The 23,431-nt window shown below is 64.1% G+C and carries 15 protein-coding genes; 4 read left to right on the top strand and 11 right to left on the bottom strand.

The genetic code is table 11. The annotated features are described in order from the left end of the window. The 7 genes from F3J14_RS11825 to F3J14_RS11795 all read right to left on the bottom strand — a co-directional run. Window positions 1–8,185: Ig-like domain-containing protein (locus F3J14_RS11825; RefSeq protein WP_166723138.1), on the bottom strand; the 8,185-nt coding region annotated here is incomplete at its 3' end. Between the two features lie 88 nt (window positions 8,186–8,273). Then, complete coding sequence (locus F3J14_RS11820) at window positions 8,274–9,698, bottom strand: HlyD family type I secretion periplasmic adaptor subunit (RefSeq protein WP_166723137.1); 1,425 nt, start codon at window positions 9,696–9,698, stop codon at window positions 8,274–8,276. Beyond that, the gene (locus F3J14_RS11815; RefSeq protein WP_166723136.1) at window positions 9,682–11,883 is read right to left on the bottom strand and encodes a type I secretion system permease/ATPase; all 2,202 of its coding nucleotides are present in this window, start codon (window positions 11,881–11,883) and stop codon (window positions 9,682–9,684) included. Before F3J14_RS11815 ends, F3J14_RS11820 begins: the two co-directional genes overlap by 17 nt. Before the next feature lie 590 nt (window positions 11,884–12,473). Further along, a complete protein-coding gene (locus F3J14_RS11810) occupies window positions 12,474–13,715 on the bottom strand; it encodes a citrate/2-methylcitrate synthase (protein WP_166723135.1) in 1,242 nt (413 codons plus the stop codon). A gap of 60 nt (window positions 13,716–13,775) precedes the next feature. Continuing rightward, window positions 13,776–14,168 (bottom strand): VOC family protein, encoded by a 393-nt coding sequence (locus F3J14_RS11805; protein ID WP_166723134.1) that lies wholly within the window; start codon window positions 14,166–14,168, stop codon window positions 13,776–13,778. Between the two features lie 59 nt (window positions 14,169–14,227). Then, complete coding sequence (locus tag F3J14_RS11800; RefSeq protein ID WP_043174755.1) at window positions 14,228–15,514, bottom strand: MFS transporter; 1,287 nt, start codon at window positions 15,512–15,514, stop codon at window positions 14,228–14,230. A gap of 96 nt (window positions 15,515–15,610) precedes the next feature. Continuing rightward, on the bottom strand, window positions 15,611–16,369 hold the full coding sequence (locus tag F3J14_RS11795; protein WP_166723133.1) for an SDR family oxidoreductase: 759 nt from the start codon (window positions 16,367–16,369) through the stop codon (window positions 15,611–15,613). Between the two features lie 313 nt (window positions 16,370–16,682). On the opposite strand from F3J14_RS11795, the gene F3J14_RS11790 reads away from it, so the two are divergent. Next, window positions 16,683–17,645: a D-glycerate dehydrogenase gene (locus tag F3J14_RS11790; protein WP_166723132.1), complete on the top strand. Its 963-nt coding sequence runs from the start codon at window positions 16,683–16,685 to the stop codon at window positions 17,643–17,645. A 624-nt stretch (window positions 17,646–18,269) separates the two neighbouring features. Then, entirely contained in the window at window positions 18,270–18,569 is a 300-nt protein-coding gene (locus F3J14_RS11785; RefSeq protein ID WP_166723131.1) for an H-NS histone family protein, read from the top strand. 34 nt (window positions 18,570–18,603) lie between these two features. On the opposite strand, the gene F3J14_RS36180 is transcribed toward F3J14_RS11785, so the two are convergent. From F3J14_RS36180 to F3J14_RS11765, 4 genes are all read right to left on the bottom strand, one after another. Beyond that, the gene (locus F3J14_RS36180; protein WP_166723130.1) at window positions 18,604–19,041 is read right to left on the bottom strand and encodes a hypothetical protein; all 438 of its coding nucleotides are present in this window, start codon (window positions 19,039–19,041) and stop codon (window positions 18,604–18,606) included. A 363-nt stretch (window positions 19,042–19,404) separates the two neighbouring features. Beyond that, on the bottom strand, window positions 19,405–19,860 hold the full coding sequence (locus tag F3J14_RS11775; RefSeq protein WP_166723129.1) for a carboxymuconolactone decarboxylase family protein: 456 nt from the start codon (window positions 19,858–19,860) through the stop codon (window positions 19,405–19,407). 25 nt (window positions 19,861–19,885) lie between these two features. Beyond that, entirely contained in the window at window positions 19,886–20,302 is a 417-nt protein-coding gene (locus tag F3J14_RS11770) for a cupin domain-containing protein (protein WP_166723128.1), read from the bottom strand. 119 nt (window positions 20,303–20,421) lie between these two features. Then, window positions 20,422–21,834: a PLP-dependent aminotransferase family protein gene (locus F3J14_RS11765; RefSeq protein ID WP_166723127.1), complete on the bottom strand. Its 1,413-nt coding sequence runs from the start codon at window positions 21,832–21,834 to the stop codon at window positions 20,422–20,424. A 154-nt stretch (window positions 21,835–21,988) separates the two neighbouring features. On the opposite strand from F3J14_RS11765, the gene F3J14_RS11760 reads away from it, so the two are divergent. Together F3J14_RS11760 and F3J14_RS11755 are read left to right on the top strand one after the other, a co-directional pair. Next, window positions 21,989–22,645, top strand: a complete 657-nt coding sequence (locus F3J14_RS11760) for an HD domain-containing protein (RefSeq protein ID WP_166723126.1) — start codon at window positions 21,989–21,991, stop codon at window positions 22,643–22,645. 335 nt (window positions 22,646–22,980) lie between these two features. Further along, the gene (locus F3J14_RS11755) at window positions 22,981–23,421 is read left to right on the top strand and encodes an Hsp20/alpha crystallin family protein (RefSeq protein WP_166723141.1); all 441 of its coding nucleotides are present in this window, start codon (window positions 22,981–22,983) and stop codon (window positions 23,419–23,421) included. Window positions 23,422–23,431 lie beyond the last annotated feature (10 nt).

Raw genomic sequence — 23,431 nt, 5'->3', positions numbered from 1 at the left:
CGTTCACGCCTTCGACGGCGTTGAAACTGGTGCTCCAAGTATGGCCGCCATCGGTCGAGTATTCGACGGTGGCGCCCGTTTCAATGCCGCTAAGATTCAACGTACCGACGTTGGTGATGTGATCGGTCGAGCTGGTGCCGGAATCGGCGGTCAGTGCGACACCTGGCGCGGCGGCCGAGGTATCGAGCGTGAAGCTGAACGCCGTCGGATCCGACGTATTACCCGCGACATCGGTTTGCCGAATTTGTACGTCGTTCACGCCTTCGACGGCATTGAAACTGGTGTTCCAGGTGTGGCCGCCATCGATCGAGTATTCGACAACTGCGCCAGTCTCCACACCAGACACGTTGAGTGTACCGACGTTGGTGATGTGATCGGTGGCGTTGCTGCCGGAATCGGTGGTCAACGCAACACCTGGCGCAGCGGCCGAGGTATCGAGCGTGAAGCTGAACGCCGTCGGGTCCGACGTATTGCCCGCGACATCGGTCTGCCTGACCTGTACGTCATTCACGCCTTCGACGGCATTGAAACTGATGTTCCAGGTGTGGCCGCCATCGGTCGAGTATTCGACCGTGGCGCCCGTTTCAACACCCGTAAGATTCAACGTACCGACGTTGGTGATGTGATCGGTCGAGCTATTGCCGGAATCGGCGGTCAGTGCGACGCCGGGCGCGGCGGCCGACGTATCGAGCGTGAAGCTGAACGAAGTCGGATCCGACGTGTTGCCTGCGATATCGGTCTGCCGAACCTGTACATCGTTCACGCCTTCGACGGCATTGAAGCTGGTGTTCCAGGTATGACCGCCATCGGTCGAATATTCGACCGTGGCGCCTGTTTCGACACCGGTGAGATTCAACGTACCGACGTTGGTGATGTGATCGGTGGCGCTGCTACCGGAATCGCTCGTGAGCGCGACACCGGGCGCAGCGGCCGAGGTATCGAGCGCGAAGCTGAGCGATGTGGCGGCTGACGTGTTGCCTGCGACATCGGTCTGCCGGACCTGCACGTCGTTCACGCCTTCGACGGCGTTGAAGCTGGTGTTCCACGTGTGGCCGCCATCGGTCGAGTATTCGACGGTGGCGCCCGTTTCAATGCCGCTAAGATTCAGCGTGCCGACATTGGTGGTGTGATCGGTAGCGCTGCTACCGGAATCGCTCGTGAGCGCGACACCGGGTGCAGCGGCCGAGGTATCCAGCGTAAAGCTGAACGAAGTCGGGTCTGACGTGTTGCCTGCGACATCGGTCTGCCGAATTTGTACATCGTTCACGCCTTCAACGGCATTGAAACTGGTGTTCCAGGTATGACCGCCATCGATCGAGTATTCGACAACTGCGCCAGTTTCCACACCAGACACATTGAGCGTACCGACGTTGGTGATGTGATCGGCGGCGTTGCTGCCGGAATCGCTCGCGAGTGCGACACCGGGCGCAGCAGCTGAGGTATCTAGCGTGAAGCTGAACGAAGTCGGGTCTGACGTGTTGCCTGCGACATCGGTCTGCCGGACCTGCACGTCGTTCACGCCTTCGACAGCGCTGAAGCTGGTGTTCCAAGTGTGGCCACCATCGATCGAGTATTCGACAACTGCGCCGGTTTCCACGCCAGAAACATTGAGTGTACCGACGTTGGTGATGTGATCGGCGGCGTTGCCGCCGGAATCGCTCGCGAGTGCGACACCGGGCGCAGCAGCTGAGGTATCTAGCGTGAAGCTGAACGAGGTCGGGTCCGACGTGTTGCCCGCAATATCGGTTTGCCGAACCTGTACATCGTTGACGCCTTCGACGGCGTTGAAGCTGGTGTTCCAGGTATGGCCGCCATCGGTCGAGTATTCGACCGTGGCGCCCGTTTCAACACCCGTAAGATTCAACGTACCGACGTTGGTGATGTGATCGGTCGAGCTGGTGCCGGAATCGGCGGTCAGTGCGACGCCGGTCGCGGCGGCCGAGGTATCGAGCGTGAAGCTGAACGCCGTCGGGTCCGACGTATTGCCCGCGACATCGGTCTGCCTGACCTGCACGTCGTTCACGCCTTCGACGGCGTTGAAACTGGTGCTCCAGGTGTGGCCGCCATCGATCGAGTATTCGACAACTGCGCCAGTCTCCACACCAGACACGTTGAGTGTACCGACGTTCGTGATGTGATCTGTGGCGTCGCTGCCGGAATCGGTCGTTAATGCAACGCCGGGCGCGGCGGCCGAGGTGTCGAGCGTGAAGCTGAACGCCGTCGGATCCGACGTATTGCCTGCGACATCGGTCTGCCGAACCTGGACATCGTTGACGCCTTCGACGGCATTGAAACTGGTGTTCCAGGTATGGCCACCATCCGTCGAATATTCGACCATGGCGCCTGTTTCGACACCGGTGAGATTCAACGTACCGACATTGGTGATGTGATCGGAGACATTGCTGCCGGAATCGGTCGTCAATGCGACGCCGGGCGCGGCGGCTGAGGTATCAAGTGTGAAGCTGAACGCCGTCGGATCCGACGTATTGCCAGCGATATCGGTCTGCCGAACCTGTACATCGTTGACGCCTTCGACGGCATTGAAGCTGGTGTTCCAGGTATGTCCGCCATCGATCGAGTACTCGACGGTGGCGCCCGTTTCGACACCGGTGAGATTCAACGTGCCGACGTTGGTGATGTGGTCGGTCGAGCTGCTACCAGAGTCAGTGGTCAGTGCGACACCGGGCGCAGCGGCTGACGTATCGAGCGTGAAGCTGAACGAAGTCGGGTCTGACGTGTTGCCTGCGACATCGGTTTGTCGAACCTGTACGTCATTCGCGCCTTCGACCGCGTTGAAGCTGGTGTTCCAGGTATGGCCACCATCCGTCGAATATTCGACGGTGGCGCCTGTTTCAACGCCCGTAAGATTCAACGTACCGACGTTGGTGATGTGATCGGTCGAGCTAGTGCCGGAATCGGCGGTCAATGCGACGCCGGGCGCGGCGGCTGAGGTATCAAGTGTGAAGCTGAACGCCGTCGGATCCGATGTGTTGCCAGCGATATCGGTCTGCCGAACCTGTACATCGTTGACGCCTTCGACGGCATTGAAGCTGGTGTTCCAGGTATGACCGCCATCGATCGAGTATTCGACGGTGGCGCCCGTTTCAACACCGGTGAGATTCAACGTGCCGACGTTGGTGATGTGGTCGGTCGAGTTGCCGCCGGAATCGGTGGTCAATGAAACGCCGGGCGCGGCGGCCGAGGTGTCGAGCGTGAAGCTGAACGCCGTCGGGTCCGACGTATTGCCTGCGACATCGGTCTGCCGGACCTGTACGTCATTCACGCCTTCGACGGCGTTGAAGCTGGTGTTCCAGGTGTGGCCACCATCGGTCGAGTATTCGACAGTCGCGCCGGTTTCGACACCGGTGAGATTCAACGCGCCGACATTGGTGATGTGATCCGTGGCGCTGCTACCGGAGTCGGTGGTCAGTGCGACACCGGGCGCGGCGGCCGAGGTATCGAGCGTGAAGTTGAACGAGGTCGGATTCGACGTATTGCCTGCGATATCGGTCTGCCGAACCTGTACGTCGTTCACGCCTTCGACGGCGTTGAAGCTGGTGTTCCAGGTGTGGCCACCATCCGTCGAGTATTCGATCGTGGCGCCGGTTTCGACACCGGTGAGATTCAACGTGCCGACGTTGGTGACGTGGTCGGTGGCGCTGCTGCCGGAATCGGTGGTCAACGCAACACCCGGTGCAGCGGCCGAGGTATCGAGCGTGAAGCTGAGCGACGTGGCCGACGACGTATTGCCCGCGACGTCGATCTGCCGCACCTGCACATTGTTCACGCCTTCGACGGCGCTGAAGCTCGTGTTCCAATGGGCACCGTTATCGACGCTGTATTGCACTGTGGCGCCCGTCTCGATGCCTGAGAGGTTCAGCGTGCCGACATTGGTGATGTGGTCCGTGGTGCTACTACCGGAATCATTCGCGAGCACGACACCGGGCGCAGCGGCCGAGGTATCGAGCGTGAAGCTGAGCGATGTGGCAGCTGACGTGTTGCCCGCGACATCGATTTGCCTGACCTGTACGTCGTTCACGCCTTCAACGGCGTTGAAACTGGTGCTCCAGGTGTGGCCGCCGTCGGTCGAGTATTCGACGGTGGCGCCCGTTTCGACACCGGTCAGATTCAACGTGCCGACATTGGTGATGTGATCGGTGGCGCTGCTACCAGAATCGGTGGTCAGCGCGACACCGGGCGCGGCGGCCGACGTATCGAGCGTGAAGCTGAGCGACGTGGCCGACGACGTATTGCCCGCGACATCGATCTGCCGAACCTGCACGTCGTTCAGCCCTTCGACGGCGTTGAAACTGGTGTTCCAGGTATGGCCACCATCGGTCGAGTATTCGACAGTCGCGCCGGTTTCGACACCGGTGAGATTCAACGTGCCGACATTGGTGATGTGATCCGTGGTGCTGCTGCCGGAATCGCTCGTGAGCGCGACACCGGGCGCAGCAGTCGACGTATCCAGCGTGAAACTGAACGAGGTCGGGGCCGACGTATTGCCCGCGACATCGATCTGCCGAACCTGCACATTGTTCAGCCCTTCGACGGCGCTGAAGCTGGTACTCCAATGCGCCCCGTTGTCGACGCTGTACTGAACGGTTGCGCCGGTTTCGATGCCGGAGAGGTTCAGCGTGCCGACGTTGGTGATGTGATCGGTCGAGCTGCTACCGGAATCGCTTGTGAGCGCAACACCGGGCGCGGCGGCTGAGGTATCGAGCGTGAAGCTGAACGACGTTGCCGACGACGTATTGCCCGCGACATCGATCTGTCGAACTTGCACATTGTTCAGTCCTTCGACGGCACTGAAGCTCGTGTTCCAATGCGCACCGTTGTCGACGCTGTACTGAACGGTTGCGCCGGTTTCGATGCCGGAGAGGTTCAGCGTGCCGACGTTGGTGATGTGGTCCGTGGCGCTGCTGCCGGAATCACTCGTGAGCGCAACACCGAGCGCAGCAGTCGACGTATCCAGCGTGAAACCGAACGAGGTCGGGGCCGACGTGTTGCCCGCGACATCGATCTGCCGGACCTGTACATTGTTCAGCCCCTCGACGGCGCTGAAGCTCGTGTTCCAATGCGCACCGTTATCGATACTGTACTGAACGGTGGCGCCGGTTTCGATGCCAGTGACGTTTAGCGTGCCGACGTTGGTGATGTGATCGGTCGAGCTGCTACCCGAGTCGCTCGTGAGCGCGACACCGGGCGCGGTAGCCGACGTATCGAGCGTAAAGCTGAACGAGGTCGGGGTGGACGTGTTGCCCGCGACATCGATCTGTCGAACCTGCACATTGTTCAGCCCTTCGACGGCGCTGAAGCTCGTGTTCCAATGCGCCCCGTTATCGACGCTGTACTGCACGGTGGCGCCGGTCTCGATGCCTGAGAGATTCAACGTACCGACATTGGTGATGTGGTCGGTGGCGCTGCTGCCGGAATCACTCGTGAGCGCGACACCGGGCGCGGCGGCTGACGTATCGAGCGTAAAGCTAAACGACGTTGCAGACGACGTATTGCCCGCGACATCGATCTGCCGAACCTGGACATTGTTCACGCCTTCGACGGCACTGAAGCTCGTACTCCAATGCGCCCCGTTATCGACGCTGTATTGCACTGTGGCGCCGGTCTCGATGCCTGAGAGATTCAACGTACCGACGTTGGTGATGTGGTCGGTGGCGCTGCTGCCGGAGTCGGTGGTCAGAGCGACACCGGGCGCGGCGGCCGAGGTATCGAGCGTGAAACTGAACGACGTTGCCGCCGACGTATTGCCCGCGACATCGATCTGCCGAACCTGCACGTTATTCAGCCCTTCGACGGCGCTGAAGCTCGTGTTCCAATGCGCCCCGTTATCGACGCTGTACTGCACGGTGGCGCCCGTCTCGATGCCTGAGAGATTCAACGTACCGACGTTGGTAATGTGGTCCGTGGCACTGGTGCCGGAATCGGTGGTCAGGGCGACACCTGGCGCGGCGGCCGAGGTATCGAGCGTGAAACTGAGCGATGTGGCTGACGATGTGTTTCCGGCCACGTCGATCTGCCGAACCTGCACATTGTTCACGCCTTCGAGGGCACCGAAACTCGTACTCCAATGCGCACCGTTGTCGATGCTGTATTGCACGGTGGCGCCGGTCTCGATGCCAGTGACGTTCAGCGTACCGACGTTGGTGATGTGGTCGGTGGCATTGCTGCCGGAGTCGCTTGTGAGCGCGACACTGGGCGCGGCGGCTGACGTATCGAGCGTGAAACTGAACGACGTGGCCGACGAGGTATTGCCAGCCACGTCGATCTGGCGGACTTGAACGTTGTTTATACCTTCGACGGCGCTGAAGCTTGTGTTCCAATGCGCACCGTTATCGACACTGTATTGCACGGTGGCGCCGGTTTCGACACCAGTGAGATTCAACGTACCGACATTGGTGATGTGATCCGTGGCGCTGCTGCCGGAATCGCTCGTGAGCGCGACACCGGGCGCAGTGGCTGACGTATCGAGCGTGAAGCTGAACGACGTGGCCGACGACGTATTGCCCGCGACATCGATCTGCCGAACCTGCACGTTGTTCAACCCTTCGACGGCGCTGAAGCTGGTACTCCAATGCGCCCCGTTATCGACGCTGTATTGCACGGTTGCGCCGGTCTCGATGCTAGTGACGTTCAGTGTGCCGACATTGGTGATGTGGTCAGTCCCGCTACTGCCCGAGTCGGTGGTCAGCGCAACGCCGGGTGCAGCAGCCGAGGTATCGAGCGTGAAGCTAAACGACGTGGCCGACGACGTATTGCCCGCGACATCGATCTGCCGAACCTGCACGTTGTTCAACCCTTCGACGGCGCTGAAGCTCGTACTCCAATGCGCCCCGTTATCGACGCTGTACTGTACGGTGGCGCCGGTCTCGATGCCTGAAAGATTCAACGTACCGACATTGGTGACGTGGTCCGTGGCGCTGCTGCCGGAATCACTCGTAAGCGCGACACCCGGCGCAGCAGCCGACGTATCCAGCGTGAAACTGAAGGAGGTTGGGGCCGACGTGTTGCCCGCGACATCGATCTGCCGAACCTGCACGTTGTTCAGCCCTTCGACGGCGCTGAAGCTCGTACTCCAATGTGCGCCATTATCGACGCTGTACTGCACGGTGGCACCCGTCTCGATGCCTGAGAGATTCAACGTACCGACGTTGGTGACGTGATCAGTGGCGCTGCTACCGGAATCGCTCGTCAGCGCAACACCCGGCGCACCAGCCGACGTATCAAGCGTGAAACTGAACGACGTGGCCGCCGACGCATTGCCCGCGACATCGACCTGCCGAACCTGCACGTTGTTCAGCCCTTCGACGGCGCTGAAGCTCGTCTTCCAATGCGCCCCGTTATCGACGCTGTACTGTACGGTGGCGCCCGTCTGGACCCCGGTGACATTCAGCGTCCCGACATTCGTGACGTGATCGGTCGCGCTACTGCCCGAATCAACCGCCAGCGCCACCCCGGGCGCCGTCCCGGCAGCCGTATCCAGCGTGAACGAGCACGAAGACACGGCCGACGCATTGCCGGTCACGTCGATCTGCCGCACCAGCACGGTATTCGTTCCTTCGACGGCGCAGAAGCTCGTGTTCCAGTGCGCGCCGTTGTCGGTGCTGTACTGAACGGTCGCGCCGCGCGCCACCGCGCCGACCGACAGCGTACCGTCCGACGTGATGTTGTCGGCGGCCGACATTCCCGTGTCGTGCACCAGCGCGACGACAGGGGCGGGCGGCGCAATGTCGACATAGGCGGTCGCCCAGCTCAGCGTACCGTTGCCCAGCCGGATCGCATAGGTGAAGCTGTCCTGCGCGTAGCCGAGCGTATTGAAGCTGTTCGACAACCACGATGCGTCGAGATGGCTCGCGTCATACCCGACCTTGCCGTCCGACGTGATCCAGATGTGCGCGCCGTGCGCGCTGAAATCCGCGCTCACCGATTCCGCCCGGCCCGTATCCTGCGTCAGCAACGCCGTCTGTTCGAGCGCGACGGTCGTTTCGGTGCCGGAGTCGAGCGAATAGAGCGTCTTGGCCGCGCCGCCGAGATCGTTCGCCATCACGTTCAGGTAGACGGTGGTGAGCGTATTGTCGGTGAGCCCCGTCTGTGCCGACGTAAATACGTCGTTCGTTGCCTGCGGCGTATTGCTGATGGAAACCGCGGTCCCGTTTGAAGTCGTCGCCATGTCGTGCTCCCCGTCCTGTCATGTTTTGATGTGAGCATGCGCCGCTCGATGCGGCGCATGCCCGATGAACTGCAAACCGGTTCTCGTGTCAGCGCTCGCGCAACGCCATTTCCTTGGTCTTGATGACGGGCTTGAGCAGGTAATGCAATACGGTACGGCGCCCGGTGCGGATGTCGACGGTCGCGATCATGCCCGGCACGATCGCGACCGGCTGGCTCCGGCCGCTCGGCTTGCTTTGCCGGGTCCGCACCAGCACGCGGTAATAGCTGTCCGGTTTCTCGCCGGGACGGTCCGGCACGATCGTGTCGGCGCTGATGTCCTCGACGACGGCGGGAAAGCCGCCATAGATCGAGAAGTCGTACGCGGACAGCTTGACCGTCGCGTCCTGCCCCGGATGCAGGAACGCGATGTCCGCCGGCCGCACACGTGCTTCGATCAACAGCGTGTCGTCGAGCGGCACGATTTCCAGGAGGTCCATCCCCGGCTGGATCACGCCGCCCACGGTGTTGATCTTGATCTGCTTGATCATCCCTTTCAGCGGCGCGCGCACGAGCGTGCGCGTGACGCGATCCTCAAGCGCGACGTTGGCCGCACTCAGCGCCGACTGATCGGCGCGCGCGAGATTCAGTTCCTTCATCGCGTCGGCACGAAAATGCGCGGTCGTTTCGTCGATTTTCTGGCGTGCCTCGCGATAGGCGGCTTCCAGCCGCGGCATCGCGAGCCGCGTCGCATCGAGGTCGCCCTTCATGTCGGTCGCCTGCCGCTCGAGCCGCAGCACCTCGACGTCCGATACCGCGCCTTTTTCCACGAGCGGGCTCGTCAACGCCAGTTCCTTCGCGACGAGCGCATAGCTGTGTTGCAACTGCACCTCGCGCGAGCGCTTTTCCGCGAGCTCCTGCCGGTGCTGTTCGGCCTGTTGCCTGAGCACGTCGAGATTGGCCTGCAATTCGTGCTGACGCGACTCGAACAGCGAGCGTTCCTCGTCCAGCAGGCCCGGGTTCGCGCGTGCCAAGGCGGCCGGCACGACGAACGCGGCGCCGTTCGCTTCGGCGCTCAGCCGCGCGATGCGGGCGAGGAGTGCGGCATCCTTCGCCTGTCCTTCCTTGTACGACGACGTGAACCGCGTATCGTCGATGCGCATCAGCGGCTGGCCTTTCTGGACGACCTGGCCGACACGCACCATGATCTCGGAGACGATCCCGCCCTCCAGGTTCTGCACCACCTGCACGCGGCTGGACGGGATCACCTTGCCTTCCCCGACGGTGACTTCGTCGACTTCGGCGAACGCGGCCCACAGGAGGGCGATGACGATGAACGCGAGTGTCGCCCACAGGATCCAGTGAGTGAAGTAGCGCGGCCCCTCCATCGCGGCTGCGCAGCGTTCGCGCATGAACGCGGTATCGTCGGCGCGCGGCTTCAGCGCGGCGCCGATGCGCCCGCACAGCGCCTTGAGCGCGGCGATGCGGTGCGTCGTCGGCGCGCCGCCGCCGTCGGGTTCAGCCAGCAGCGACATGGAGCTTCCTCCCTGCAAGAGCCGCGAGGACCTGGTCCTTCGGGCCGTCAGCGACGACGCGGCCCTGATCCATCACGATCAGGCGGTCGACGAGCGTGAGCAGCGACGGACGGTGCGTGACCAGCAGCAGCGTGCGGCCGGCGAGCTGGACCGACAGACGTGCCTTGAACAGCTCTTCGGAGCGGTTGTCCATCGCGCTGCTGGGCTCGTCGAGCAACAGCACCGGTGGCGACAGCAGCATCGCGCGGGCGATGGCGATGGCCTGGCGCTGCCCGCCGGACAACGCTTCGCCGCGCTCGCCCACCGCGAGGTCGAAGCCGTTCGGCACACGGTTGACGAAGTCCGCGACGCCGGACACCTGCGCGGCGCGCAACACGGCGTCGTCGTCCGCGCCCGGTGCGCCCAGCACGATGTTGTCGCGCACGGTGCCGTTGAACAGCATCACGTCCTGCGGCACGTGACCGATCCCGCGCCGCAGCGCGGCAGGATCGTACTGACGCAGTTCGACGCCGTCGATCAGCACGTTGCCGGATGAAGGCGGGTAGAGGCCGAGGACGAGTTTCTCGATCGTGGTCTTGCCCGAGCCGACGCGCCCGATGATGCCGACGCGCTCGCCCGCGGCGATGCGGAACGACACGCCTTCGAGCGAGACGCCGCTCTGGCCGGGGTAGGCGAAGCCGACGTTGCGGAATTCGATCTCGCCGCTGAGTGCCGGCCGATGGACGAAGCGCTGCTCGGCCGGACGTTCGCCGGGCAGGTTCATCACGCCGTCGATCGACGCCAGCGCGCTGCGCGACTGGTGGTAGCGGGTCAGCAGCGACGCCACCTGGCCCATCGGCGCGAGCGCGCGGCCGGTAAAGATCGTGCAGGCGATCAGTCCGCCCGTCGTGAGACGGTCGTCGCCGATCATGTACACGCCGCACAGGACCACCGCGAGATAGGCCACCTGCTGCGCGAACATCGCGAAATTGACCGCGCAACCCGACAGCAGGCGCGACTTGAGTCCGAGCCGTGCGATCTCGCCGAGCATCTGCTCCCACCGCGCCTGCATCGGTCCCTCCGCGCCGTTGACCTTGATCGTCTCGAGGCCGACCAGCGTTTCGATCAGCAGGGCCTGGCGTTGGCTCGCGTGGCGCTGGCTGGCTTGCACGGCCCGCGCGAGCGGCCCCTGCACGGCCACGCCCGCGCCGATCACGAGCGGCAATGCCAGCAGCGGCAGCCAGCCGAGCCCGCCGCCGACCCAGAACATCGCCACGACGAACACGATCGAAAACGGCAGGTCGATCAGCGCCGCCGCGGTCGCCGACGTGAGGAATTCCCGCACGGCTTCGAATTCCTGGATCTGCGAAGCGAACCCGCCGACGGACGGCGGCCGCGCCGCCATCCGGATGCCGAGTACTTTCTCGTAGAGGTTTGCCGACAGAATCACGTCGATCTTCTTGCCGGCCACGTCGATGAAATAGCCGCGCAACGTGCGCATCACGACGTCGAACACGATCACGAGCGCGATGCCGGCCGCCAGCGCCCACAGCGTCTCGAGCGCCCGGTTCGGCACGACGCGGTCGTAGACGTTCATCGTGAACAGCGGCATCGCCAGCGCGAAAAGATTGACCAGCGTCGACGCGAGCATCACTTCCGCATAGATCGGCCACGATTGCGCGACCACGCCCCAGAACCAGTGGCGCGGGCGCGGCACGACGCTTTCCGTGTCGCGTGCATCGAATCGGTGGGCCGGACGCGCGAACAGCACGTGGCCGGCATGGCGTTGCGCGAGTTCGGCCGCGTCGACGGCTTCCTCGCCGATGCCGGTTTCAGGAAGGATCACCTGCAGGGTGCCGCACGCGTTGCGGCGAACCAGCACGCAGGCTTGGCCGTCGTTGAGCAGCAGCACTGCGGGCAGGACCGCATCCGGGATGTCGGGCAACGCGCGCCGCGCCAGTTTGGCCGACAGGCCGGCGCGCGCCGCGGCGCGCACGAACAGGGCCGGGGTGAGGCGCCGGCCGGCGAGCGGCAGGCCGGCCACGAGCGTGTCGACGCCCACCGGCCGGTCGAACAGCCGCGTCAGCACGAGCAGGCAGCCCAGCAACGGATCGTCTTCGATACCCGATCCGTGCGGCAGATTCCAGCCGTGCGTGGCGCACGGCTCCCCGGCCGCGGCAGCGGCTTGTGTAGCAGCGGCCTGCATTACAGCACGCCGCCGGCCTGGTGACGGTCCGACCGGTGCGGCAGCCCGCCGCGCGCGCAAATTGCCGCCGTCAAGCGCTCCGTCTTGTTCATACCTCACCCCGATTATTTATGTGCTGTTCGTCGCTTGTGCGACTGCTTGTGACTGCTTGTGTTTGCGTCGGAGCAACAGCAAGGAGCGGGCCAGATGCGGCGTCTGGCGCGCCGGGTGGGGCGGAGGCAGGCATGCGCCGGCCGACGGCGGTATCCGAATGCCGGTTTGGTTTCAGGTCTGATACGTTGCGGCTGCGCGAGGCTCGTGCGATTCCGTGCCGACATGCCAGCAATGGCGCACTGCAGAAGGCGCACACGCTACTGCAGATTCGGAATCTCGGTCGGCACGGGGCCGGATCCGGTATCGAAAATGTTTCAGTCGTGAAACGCGTCGGTTATAGGGGCGTATCGCCGGTGTACGCACCGGACCTGTGGCCCGTCCGTCGGTTTAACGCCCCGTCGGGCGCCGGTGATGCCGGATGCCAGGCTTCGATCGGAATTGTGACGAATCGAAAGGCCGCATCGATGCTTCGAGGTCCATCTCCATCGCAGCCGCGGTCAATCCACGATCTTGAACACCCGGTTCTTCTCGATCACGCCGGCTTTCGGCAGTTTGCCGTCGTCTTCGGCCGCGGGACGCAGATGCCGTTCGTCGAGCGTTGGTCCCGTATAGCGGCTGCGCGGCCGGATCACCTTGCCCACGCGCAGCTGCTCGATGCAGTGGGCCAGCAGGCCGACGCTGCGCGCGATCGAGAACAGCCCGAAAGCCGCGTCGCGCGGCAACCGAAGCTGCACCGACAGCATCGCGAGCGCGACATCGATGGTCGGCCGCTGGCCGGTGAGCGTCGTCACCTTGTCGATGAAGCGCGCCAGTTCCGCAGGCGGATCGAGCCGCGCGAGCAACGCGGCCGCGCGCGGGTCGCCGTCGGGGTAGAGATGATGACCGAAGCCGGGAATCGGGATCGCCGACTTCAGGTGATGATCGACCACGTGCGCGGCGCCGAGCCGTTCCACGTCGTCGAACACCGCGCGCACGCGTCCTGACGCGTCGCCGTGCAGCGGGCCCGACAGCGTCGCGAGCCCGGTCAGCAGGCAGCCCGCGAGCGACGCGCCGGTCGATGCGGTGATGCGCGCGGCGAACGCCGAACTCGTGATCTCGTGATCGGCGACGAGCACCATCGCGCGGCGCAGCAGGTCCGCGCCGCGACCATCCAGGCCCCAGCCCGCCGCGAGCCGTTGATGCGTCCACGGTGGGCCCCCATCGTCGTGCGCGCCGAACGCGCGCGCGACGGTCGCGACGAGTTGGCCGGCCTCGGCGTGCAGCGCGCCGTCGAGCCGGCCGAGCATCGAGTGGCCGTGCGCCGCCAACGTGGCAAGCGTCGTGAACGCGCACTGGCGATCACGCTCGCTGGCCGGCAACGCAATCGCGGGCGCGTCGAACGTCACGGGCGCGGTGGCTTGCCAGAGCAGCGCGGCCGTTTCCTCGAGCGTGGCGGTATCCGACAGTTGAATGCTGTCGCGGCCGCGATACCACGCACGGCCCTTGGAGAAGGTGGTGATGCCGCTGGGGATGCACGGCTCGGCGCCGAAGATCGTGCTCGCCGCCAGCGCCGCACGCTTGCGGCCGACCTGTTTCTTGCGGCACAGCGCGATCACGTCCTCGGCGCGATACAGGCTCTTGCGCGGATCGTCGGGATCCTGCATCACGGCGATGCTGCCGCGGCTCGCATACGCGTAGACGGTCTGCGCCCGCACGCCGAGCCGCCGCGCGGCTTCCGTCAGGGTGATCCAGTTGTGCATGGGGAGTCGTGATGAGGACGCGGCCGGCGCCCGGCCGCTTGCGCCGACTATAGACCGCGTTCAGCTTGATGTCATCTCGGCCGGGCGCCGCTCGAGCACCTCGACGAGGATCTCGCCCGGCGCGCGCACGAAACAGCCGCGCACGCCGGCGCGGATCCGCGTCACCGGCTGGACGATCTCGGCGCCGTGCTCGACCAGGTGTGCGTATGCGGCATCGAGATCCTCGACCAGCACGCCGAAGTGATCGATGCCTTGCGCGCGTGTGCCGTCGGACACGGCGGCCGGTCGCGCGTCGGGCAGGGCCGTGATGAACAGGTTGATGGTGCCGATCCGCAGGTCGACGCGGCCGGGGCGCCGCACGATTTCGGCGTTCAGGCAGCGCGCGAACCACGCCGCGGTGGCCTCGGCGTCAGCCGAGCAGAGTTGCAGGTGATCCCATTTGAATTCGATCACGATCGTGGGCCGGATGGGGTTGAGCCGCCGCGGCGGCCGGTCAAGGGATGCGAACGCGCTCAGAGCTCGATGCGCGACAGCTTGCCGAGCAGCACGGAGTACGACAGCGTGCCGACGAGGCAGATCGCACCCATCAGGTTCAGCGCCCAGAAGAAGTTGCCGGTGTGCTGGGTCACGTAGCCGATCATCAGCGGGGTGGTGACGGCCGCGATATTGGCCGCGAGGCTCGTGATGCTGCTGGTGAGCCCGACATAGCGTCTCGGCGCGATCTCGGATACGGCGGCCCAGGACATCGAGCCGATTCCCTGCGCGAAGAACGCGACGGTCAGGATCGCGATCACCAGCGCGTTCGAGTGCACGAAGTTGACCAGCACGATCGACGCGCCGAGGAAGGTGCCGATCACGAGCGGCGCCTTGCGGGACGACGACATCGACACGCCGCGCCGGATGCAAAGATCGGACAAGTAGCCGGCGATCAGGATCCCCAGCGTCGCGCCGACGAACGGCATCGCCTGGAACAAGCCGACCTTGATCATCGACATGTGCCGTTCCTCGACCAGGTAGGTCATGAACCAGGTCGTGAAGAACACCAGCAGCGTGTTGTTGCAGAACTTGCCGAGACAGATCGCGAGGATCTGCCGGTAGCCGAGCAGGCGCAGCGCCATGCGCCAGTCGAAGCGCTCACGCGCGGTCACGACAGGGCGCCCTTCGGTGATGTACTGCAGCTCGGCCGCGTTGACGCTGCGATGCCGCGACGGATCGCGATAGAGCCGGTACCAGACGAGGCTGAACAGGATGCCGAAGCCGCCCGTCGCGAAGAACACGGCGCGCCAGCCGAACGCCGACGAGATCCACAGCAGCAGACCGGTGAAGAGCGGCGTGCCGATGTACTGACCCATCACATAGACGCTGGTTGCGAAGCCGCGCTCCTGGACCGGGAACCACATCGTCACCGCGCGAGCGTTCGACGGAAAGGCCGGCGCCTCCAGCGCACCCATCGCAAGCCGCGAGCCGAGCAGCATGTGATAGCCGTGCGCGAGCCCCTGCGTCAGCGTCGCCAGCGACCAGCCGACGAGCGACAGCGCATAGGCGACGCGCGAGCCGAGCATGTCGGCGAGCACGCCCGCCGGCACCAGCGCGATCGAGTAGGCAAGGCCGAACACGGCGAACAGCTCGCCCATCTGCACGCGGGTAAGCGCGAGATCCTTCGACAGCGCCGGTGCGACGATGCCGAGCGCCGAGCGGTCGACGTAGTTGAGGATGGTCGCCACCAGCAGCATCGACAGCACGCCGTAGCGCACTCGCGACCTTCTGGCGACGTCCGCGTGCGAGCCGAACTCGCGCATGACCGAAACCTGTTCTTCTGCGGTTTTCAATGTTGTCTCCTGTCTCCTGATAGGGGGGCCGGCACGGTGTCGTCATGCGCGCCGGTGATCGTCGGGTCAGCCGCGCCCGACGTAGGGCATCGCGCTCGCCATGATCGTCATGTTCAGAATGTTGGCTTCGAGCGGGAGGCTCGCCATCTGCACGATGGCGTCCGCGACGTGCGCGACGTCGACGCGCGGCTCGGGCGCGACGCGGCCGTCGGCCTGCAGCACGCCGCTGTTCATGCGCTCGGTCAGCGACGTGGCGGCGTTGCCGATGTCGATCTGGCCGCACGCGATGTTGAACGGCCGGCCATCGAGCGCGAGTGAGCGGGTGATGCCGAGGACGGCATGCTTGGTGGCCGTGTACGCGATCGTGTTCGGGCGCGGCGAGTGCGCCGAGATCGAACCGTTGTTGATGATGCGGCCGCCTTGTGGACTCTGGCGCTTCATCTGGCGCCACGCGGCGCGCGCACACAGGAAGACGCCCGTCAGGTTGGTCGCGACCACGGCGTTCCAGAATTCGAGCGAGTAGTCGTCGAGCGGCATGGTGCCGGCATTGCGGCCGGCGTTGTTGAACAGCACGTCGAGGTGCCCGAACTCGCGTTCGATCCGCGCGAAGCTTGCGTCCACCGACGCCTCGTCGGCGACGTCGGTCGGAATCGCCGCGGCCACCCCGCCGGCCTGCTCGATGATCTCCTTCGTCGCGAGCAGCGGCTCGCTGCGCCTGCCGAGCAATGCCACGCCGAATCCGGCTCGCGCCAGCGCGACGGCCGCTGCCTGGCCGATTCCCGTGCCGGCGCCTGTCACTGCCGCGATTTTTTTCCGTGCCTGCATTTTCACGACCTCGTCTTCCGTCCGTTGAACATGCAAAAAGCATTGCGCGGCGGCGATTCCCCAGCAATCTTGATTCTTTCAATCAATATCAACCGCCCCGTCGCGACGGGGTGTCGTCAGGGTTTTCCTGAGTTCGCGGGCACGTCGTTCGCGGGCCTGCGCGAAGGATGCGCAGCAGGCGATGCAACTGGAACCGGCCCGGGAAGCCGGCAGCGCGATGCAGCACGGACACATTGATTGGATCAATCAATATTGACCCGCGCCGAGCGCGCTTCGTAGGCTGTGCTCCGTTTTCCGACCCAAGGACGAGACCATGCCTGACAACAATCGCCCCCGCCTGCTGGTAGCGCGACGGGTTCCCGCGGCCGTGGCCGCACGTGCCGAAGCCGAATTCCATGCGTACGTGACGGACGCCGACATGGATGCGCCGTCCGTTGTCGAGTTCTGCAACCGCTACGCGACGCCGGCGGTGCTGATCGGCAAGAAATCGGGGCTGCAGGCCGAGCACATCGCGGCATTGCCGCCGAGCGTGAAGATCATCGCGAACGCGAGCGCCGGCTACGACCACCTGGATGTGGCCGCCGCGCGCGAGCGCGGGATCGTGGTCAGCAACGCACCCGACGCGCTGACCGATTGCACGGCCGATTTCACGATGCTGCTGATTCTGGCCGCGTGCCGGCGTGCATCGGAGTACGAACGCATCGTGCGCGCGGGGTGGGGCAAGTCGTTCGGCATGACCGACATGCTCGGCACGCGCGTGAACGGCAAGACGCTCGGGATCGTCGGCTTTGGCCGGATCGGCCGCGCGGTCGCCCAGCGCGCACGCGGCTTCGGGATGAAGATCGTCTATACCGACAGGCGGCCGGCACCGCCCGAGGTCGAGGCGGGCGCTCGCTATTGCGCGGATCTCGATACGCTGCTGCCGCAGTGCGACATCCTCACGCTGCACGTGCCGGGCGGCGGCACGCCGTTGATGACGCGCCGCGCGTTCGGCCTGATGCGCGACGGTGCGGTGTTCGTCAACGCGGCGCGCGGGAGTCTCGTCGACGAGGATGCGCTCCACGAGGCGTTGACGTCGCAGCGGCTGTTCGGCGCCGGGCTTGACGTCTATCGGAACGAGCCCGATATCGATCCGCGTTTCGCCGCGCTCGACAATGTGTTTCTGTCGCCGCACATGGCCAGCGCGACGATCGAGACGCGCGACCAGATGGGTTTTACCGCGCTCGATAACGTCGCCGCTGTGCTTGACGGAAGGGCGGCGCCGAACGCGCTTTGACGGGCAACGCCAGGGTGTGACGCGCAGCCCGCGACGAGCGGCGCATCCGATGTCGGCGTCGCGCCGGGGCTTCCGGTGACCGGAAGCCCCTGGCTGTTCGCACGGCGTTACACGTCAGAATCATTTTCCGCTGATGTCCTGGCGCGCTTGCCGATGTCCAGCACATGCCGGTCGCGATCGCGCGGGGCCGCGGCGCGCGACGCGAGGGATAGGCGCGACGAACGCACGATCGCGCGAATAACCGGCTTCTCGGCTTGGGGCAGTCACGGGATGTGCACACCGTCCCGACACGAGATCTTGAGGTCCGCATTCCAGCGGCCGGGCGACCAGCCAGCGAGCCAGTCGCGTCGTCATCATGATCCGTTCCGTTGCAGCCATCGCAGCCTCCGACGCCGGACACCCGGCGACCGGATCGCTTGCGCGGCGCAAAAGCGGATATTCCTATAAAGCGACTACGCCGCTTCCGGATTCAGTTTGATTTATATAAAGACGATAGGGCATACTGCGGAAATCGATCGCTATCGATTGTCATTCCTGTCGCGAATATAATGTCGACGGAGTTTCGCCTCGATATAGAGGGGCTGTTGGACCACCTTCCAAATTTCAAGGAATCCTTTCATATCCATGGCTACCTACCTCGAACTTAAAGCACAGGCAGAAGCGCTGGCACAGAAAGCGGAAGCAGCGCGGCTCGCCGAACTGGAAAGCCTTATCACGACGATGCGTGAGCAGATTGCCGAATATGGCATCACGCCCGAGCAACTTTTCGGGCGACGCCGTGCCGCTCCGTCGAGCGCCACCCGCGCGCCGGTCGCACCGAAGTATCGCGATCCGAAAACGGGCGCGACGTGGAGCGGGCGCGGCAAGCCGCCGCATTGGATTGCAGGCGCGAAGAACCGTGACCGGTTTTTGATCGAGCAGTGAAAGGAGTCGACGGTTGAGTCCGATGCCGTCAACGCTACCCGATGGAAAATACCGGGCGACGTGTCGTGAGCGCACGATCTTTGCGGCCAGGGCGATGGGACACGGCGACGTATTTCCGGACGCCGAGTTGATCGTCGAGAATGGATGGGCCACCTTCATCCGGAATGCCGCTGAAGTGTGGAATTGCAGTGCGCGCTACGCTGCTGCGCACTTCGACGTTCAGTCCGTCTAGGAAGAGCCGCAGATGAGCGAGCTTGTTCAGATTGCGCCGGGTGTTGTGTTCTCCTCCGATGTGCTTGGCACCGCGTGGGCGCGCAAGTATCGGCCGGACGGCGGGAATGCGGCGCGGAATGGGAACATCCAGTCCGCAGACCGACCGGGCCCATCGGAGCAGGAAAGCGATCGCGGCGCTCGTGCGAGCCTGTCGGGCCAATTGTCGTTGTTGTAGAGAGAACTGCAGGATGACCGGCATCCTGCGACTGTCGGCCTTCACATCGCCGCCATATTTCCTTCCGAACCGGTGCCCGACACGGGCGCCTGTTTCGTCCGCGAATGCGTGCCGGGCCCGACCGAGCGCCGGTTGCCTCTGCTTCAACGACCGGGCAACACGAGCCAGCCAGCTACGTGCGTCGAGCCGTTCAACCCGAGTTCTGTATTCGACGGTGTGCGCCGCATAGTTCGCCCTTGGCGCTCTCGTTTCTGCACCCGAAGCCCGCAATGCACCGATCAGCTCAAAGGGTTGAGCGATCGGGTCGCGCCGTCAGTTCGGGTGCTGGCATGTGCTTCTGCATGAGTCGGCGTTGCCGCGTTTGCGCTGACGGGGCCGCGAACTGCTTCACTGCTCCAGCACGGCCTGCGGCGTGTTGCGGAAGCTGATGGCCATACGGTTGTAGGTGTTCATCAGGCCGACTGCAATCGTGAGGTCCACGATCTCGCGTTCGCCGAATACGGCACGCGCTGCATCGTAGGCCTCGTCCGGCACGCCGGTCGCCGCGACCAGCGTGACCGACTCGGCCCATGCCAGCGCGGCACGCTCGCGTTCGTCGAACAAATTGCCGGCTTCCCGCCACGCCTGCACCAGCGCCAGCTTTTCAACCTTCACGCCTTTCTTCAGCAGGTCGCGCGTATGCATGTCCAGGCAGTAGGCGCAGTTATTGATCTGCGACACGCGAAGGTAGACGAGATCGACGAGAACGGGCGACAGCCCGCTCTGCATGACATAACCATACACGCCACCCAGGGCCTTCACGCCCGCGGGCGCAATCTGGTTGTAATCGAGACGCTTGCTCATGACGTAACTCCTTGATGAAGGGGATTTACTTGACCGGGGTGGTCAGGACCTTGTCGTTGCTGTCCGCGACGAATACCGCAAGCAATCTGGCGGGCCGCGATTCGCTCGCATTGCGGCTCACGCGATGAACGGCGCCGGGCTCCTCGAAGAAGCTTTCTCCGGCGTGATAGACGCGCTTCGGGCCGTCGTTCACCTGAGACTCGATGTCGCCCGACACGACGTACGCATAGATGAAAGCCGAGCCTGCATGCCGGTGCGCCGGCGATGCGGCGCCCGGTGCGTAGTCGACGACGACGGCGGTCAACGACTTGCCCGGAAGGTTGGGAATCGCGTGCTGGAAGTTCGGCGTGACGGTTTCACCCGTGCCGTGTGCCGCGGCCGGCACTGCGATGCAGAAGGCGATGCTGGTGCAGGCGGCAACCGCAATGGACTGAATGTTCATGGTCGTCTGGTTCGTTGATGTTCGCCCATTGTGGTGTTGGACGCGAACACACGAAAGCACCAGGAATGAACATTTTCGTTGTACCAAGATGCAATGGCAGCGGTGCGCTTTCCGGCTCGTCAGTCGCGCGCGCGAATGAGCTCCAGCAGGCGGGAACAGTCGGTGGGGAGCGTGCGTTCGCTCAGGTTCGTCACGCCGAGCAGCAGGCCCTGTTGCCGCGGCGTGCCCGTGTACCACGACGAAAGCGGGACCGGGGCCAACCCGAACGCGCGTGCCCGCAAAGCGATATCGATATCCGACACCTCCGCGGGCAGCGTCGTCACCACGGCCATGCCGGCAGTGGCCTGGATTTTGATCGCGTTCGAGCCCTGTTCCTTCAGACAACGAAGCAGTGCCTCCCGATGCGCAGCGTAGAGACGCTTCATGCGACGCAAATGGCGAAGATAGTGCCCGTCATGCATGAACTCGGTGACGGCGTGCTGTATGCACGCCGCTGGCGCGGGCGCGAGGCACGCCGCGATATCGCCGAAGCGGCGCGTCATGTCCGGGGGGACCACGAGAAAGCCAAGACGCAGCGCTGGACTGATCGTCTTGCTGAAACTGCCGACGTGCAGAACCCGTCCATCCTGATCGATCGACGCAAGCGCGGGCGCTGCCCGTCCGGTCAATTGCAGCTCGCTCAGGTAGTCGTCTTCGATAATCCACGCATCGTTTTGTCGGGCCCAGGCGAGCAGTGCAATCCGCCGCGAGAGCGACATCGTCATCCCGAGTGGCGCTTGCTGGCCGGGCGTGACCACGGCAAGCGCCGCTTCCTTCGCCTGCCGGATGCCTGCATCCACATCGAGTCCGTCGGCGTCCACCGGCACGGCCGTCACGGTCATGCCAGCCAGCCCGAGCGCGGTACGCGTGAGCGGAAAGCCGGGGTCTTCGATCCACGCTTGTCGGCCTTCCATTCCGAGCCCGCGAATCGCGAGGCTCAGCGCGCCGGAGAAACCTGCCGTGACGAAGACCTGCGAGGGACTGCAGCGAAGACCGCGGGCGACACCCAGATAGGCGGCAATTTCCCGGCGCAAGTCCGGTTCGCCGCGCGGATCGGGGTAGCCGACCGGCGCCGCGGATGCCCGGCGCGCCGCACGCGCCAGGATGCGCGACCATAGCTTGAACGGAAAGGCGTCCTGTGACGGGACGCCCATTTGAAACGCGAGAGGTGCCGCGCCGAACGCGTCGAACAGATCCGGAAGGGGCGGCGCTTCCGGCGACCAGCCGGCTGCGATCGGCACAGCGGGACGCTCCGCTACCCGGGTGCCGGCCGCCCCGAGACCGATCGCGAATTGCTCGTCGATCAGACGCTCGTAAGCGGCGCGTACGGTGCCCCGCGATACGCCAAGCTGGGCGGCCAGATCCGACCAGGAAGGCAGCCGCGCGCCCGAGGCAAGCTTGCCGGACTCTATCGCGTCGCGGATCGCGCTGTAGATCTGGGCGGACAGCGACGTGCGCCTGGAGTGATCCAGGCCAATGGAGAGCGTCGTCATGTGTCGATGGTGCATTCGAATTTGTCGATCTTGGGACTGTTTCATGCCTCGAGAGAAGCGTAGCTTTTCTCCGTGGACGCGGCCAATCGGTCCCGGCCCGAATCCTACGCCATGGGGCACGGGTCAAGCGAGCCACACGAAATCGAGCAAACAGATGAAGGAAGATACCGTGCAGACGAATGGATCGATCAACGCCGTGATCCCGGACAGCCAGCTGGCGCGCGAGGTCACGCAACTCATTCGCGATACCGAGGGCGATTTGCTGTTCAACCACTCGACTCGCGTCTACCTTTGGGGTGCGCTACTCGGCACACGAAACAACATGGTCTTCGATCGCGAGCTGCTCTACGTTGCGGCCATGTTTCACGACATCGGGTTGACGTCGATCTATCACGAAAGCCAGCTTCGCTTCGAAGTGGACGGCGCAAATGCGGCGCGCGACTTCCTGCGAAGCCATCGCATCACCGAGGCAGACATCGAGAAGGTGTGGGCAGCGGTTGCGCTCCACACTACGCCGGGCATTCCAGAGCACATGCATGGAGAAATTGCGCTGGTACAAGCCGGCGCGGGAATGGACGTGGCGGGACGCGGTTTTGAGCAGTTCACCGACGAACAACGCGTCGCGGTGGTCGACGCCTATCCGCGCGGCGCCGATTTTGCCAACAAGATGATCGATGCGTTCTACGACGGCATGAAGCATCGCCCGGACACGACGTTCGGCACCTTCAACGATGATTTCCTCGCGTACAAGGATCCGGGATTCGCCCGAGTCAATCTGTGCAGCATCATATTGAATTCGAGTTGGGGCTGAGGTTTCTCCGCTCAGGTCACGGGCTCATCCGGACGAAATGGCGGGCTCAGCGGTGCGACCGAATACCCGCTGAGATCTGGCCCGGATAATAGTCAGACGAAAATGTGCCGACCCGCGGCTTATAGGCGCCAGCGCAAAGATTTCAGGTGCAAAAAACCGCCATCACCCCCTTGAAATTTTCCGCAGAATTCCTATCTTAAGTTTCGCTCAGGCAGACGCGCGGGCCGCTTCACTCCGCGCGCTGCGTGTTTCGATTTGTTTGCCAGCAGGTGTGGCAGGCGAACTGGAGCGCGTAGGCCCGTTCGCCTCCATGCTGCATCGAGGAGGATGTGATCATGAGCGATCTCTACTTCGGAACCGACCTCTTCAGCGAGTTCGACCGCCTGCAGCAGCAGATGGCGCAACTCTTCGGCGGTTTTCCGTCCAGCATCCGCGCGAGCCGTTTCGGCACTTTCCCCCAGGTCAATATCGGCGCGACAGACGATTCGATCGAGATCGTCGCGTTCGCGCCCGGTGTCGATGCCGGCACGTTCGATGTGTCGATCGACAAGGGCCTGCTGACCATCAGCGGTGAACGCAAATCGCCCCAACCCGATACCGACAGCGAGCGGCGCACCTATGCGCAGGAGCGCTTCATCGGCATGTTCCGGCGCGTCATCGAGCTGCCCGAAACGGCTGATCCCGACAAGGTTCAGGCGCGCTACGAAAACGGCTGTCTGTCGATCAGCATCGGCAAGCGCGAATCGTCCAAGCCGCGCGCCATCACCGTCCAGTAATACGAGGAGC

The sequence above is a fragment of the Burkholderia sp. Tr-862 genome (assembly GCF_011753085.1).
GTDB lineage: Bacteria > Pseudomonadota > Gammaproteobacteria > Burkholderiales > Burkholderiaceae > Burkholderia > Burkholderia ambifaria.
Note: the sequence above shows the minus strand (reverse complement) of the source record. Positions and strands in the feature narration are given on the sequence as shown.

Excerpts from the sequence above, each read along its gene's own strand:
- F3J14_RS11755 (WP_166723141.1), top strand. The coding sequence starts at position 22,981 with ATGAGCGATCTCTACTTCGGAACCGACCTCTTCAGCGAGTTCGACCGC.
- F3J14_RS11800 (WP_043174755.1), bottom strand. The coding sequence starts at position 15,514 with ATGCGCGAGTTCGGCTCGCACGCGGACGTCGCCAGAAGGTCGCGAGTG.
- F3J14_RS11795 (WP_166723133.1), bottom strand. The coding sequence starts at position 16,369 with ATGCAGGCACGGAAAAAAATCGCGGCAGTGACAGGCGCCGGCACGGGA.
- F3J14_RS11770 (WP_166723128.1), bottom strand. The coding sequence starts at position 20,302 with ATGAACATTCAGTCCATTGCGGTTGCCGCCTGCACCAGCATCGCCTTC.
- F3J14_RS11760 (WP_166723126.1), top strand. The coding sequence starts at position 21,989 with ATGAAGGAAGATACCGTGCAGACGAATGGATCGATCAACGCCGTGATC.
- F3J14_RS11810 (WP_166723135.1), bottom strand. The coding sequence starts at position 13,715 with ATGCACAACTGGATCACCCTGACGGAAGCCGCGCGGCGGCTCGGCGTG.
- F3J14_RS11815 (WP_166723136.1), bottom strand. The coding sequence starts at position 11,883 with ATGCAGGCCGCTGCTACACAAGCCGCTGCCGCGGCCGGGGAGCCGTGC.
- F3J14_RS11790 (WP_166723132.1), top strand. The coding sequence starts at position 16,683 with ATGCCTGACAACAATCGCCCCCGCCTGCTGGTAGCGCGACGGGTTCCC.
- F3J14_RS11765 (WP_166723127.1), bottom strand. The coding sequence starts at position 21,834 with ATGACGACGCTCTCCATTGGCCTGGATCACTCCAGGCGCACGTCGCTG.
- F3J14_RS11775 (WP_166723129.1), bottom strand. The coding sequence starts at position 19,860 with ATGAGCAAGCGTCTCGATTACAACCAGATTGCGCCCGCGGGCGTGAAG.
- F3J14_RS11820 (WP_166723137.1), bottom strand. The coding sequence starts at position 9,698 with ATGTCGCTGCTGGCTGAACCCGACGGCGGCGGCGCGCCGACGACGCAC.
- F3J14_RS11785 (WP_166723131.1), top strand. The coding sequence starts at position 18,270 with ATGGCTACCTACCTCGAACTTAAAGCACAGGCAGAAGCGCTGGCACAG.
- F3J14_RS36180 (WP_166723130.1), bottom strand. The coding sequence starts at position 19,041 with ATGCCGGTCATCCTGCAGTTCTCTCTACAACAACGACAATTGGCCCGA.